This is a genomic window from Streptococcus sp. 959 (genome assembly GCF_013277075.1).
Classification (GTDB): domain Bacteria; phylum Bacillota; class Bacilli; order Lactobacillales; family Streptococcaceae; genus Streptococcus; species Streptococcus pseudopneumoniae_C.
In genome coordinates this window covers 1-512 of sequence record NZ_VMMF01000037.1, presented here as the reverse complement: position 1 = coordinate 512, position 512 = coordinate 1, and the positions used below count along the sequence as shown (strand labels likewise).

Below are 512 nucleotides of genomic sequence, written 5' to 3'. Positions count from 1 at the left end.
ATAATCTCTTTATTGGTTAAGTGCATGCGAAAAGTAGGGCGATAAAATCGCTTATCACTCAGTTTACGGCTATCCTGTTGAATGAGTTTCCAGTAGCGCTTGATAGCCTTATATTCATGAGATTTTCGCTCAAATTGCTTCATGATTTGGACACGAACACGACTCATAGCACGGCTAAGATGTTGTACAATGTGGAAGCGATCTAGAACGATTTTGGCATACGGAAAAAGATGTTTAGCCAAGTCATAGTAAGGACTAAACATATCCATCGTAATGATTTTCACCTGACAACGAACAGAGCGATTGTAGCGCAGAAAATGATTTCTTATGATAGTTTGTGTTCTACCCTCAAGAACAGTGATAATATTGAGCTTATCAAAATCTTGAGCAATGAAACTCATCTTTCCCTTAGTGAAGGCATATTCGTCCCAGGACATAATCTCAGGGAGGTAAGAAAAATCAGACTTAAAACAGAAGTCATTGAGCTTGCGAATAACAGTTGAAGTTGAAAT

1 protein-coding gene is annotated in these 512 nt (G+C 38.1%); it reads right to left on the bottom strand.

Translation table 11 applies throughout. The features are described 5' to 3' along the window. Window positions 1-512 (bottom strand): transposase (locus HT717_RS09595; protein ID WP_173305143.1); only part of this gene is annotated, 512 nt, incomplete at both ends.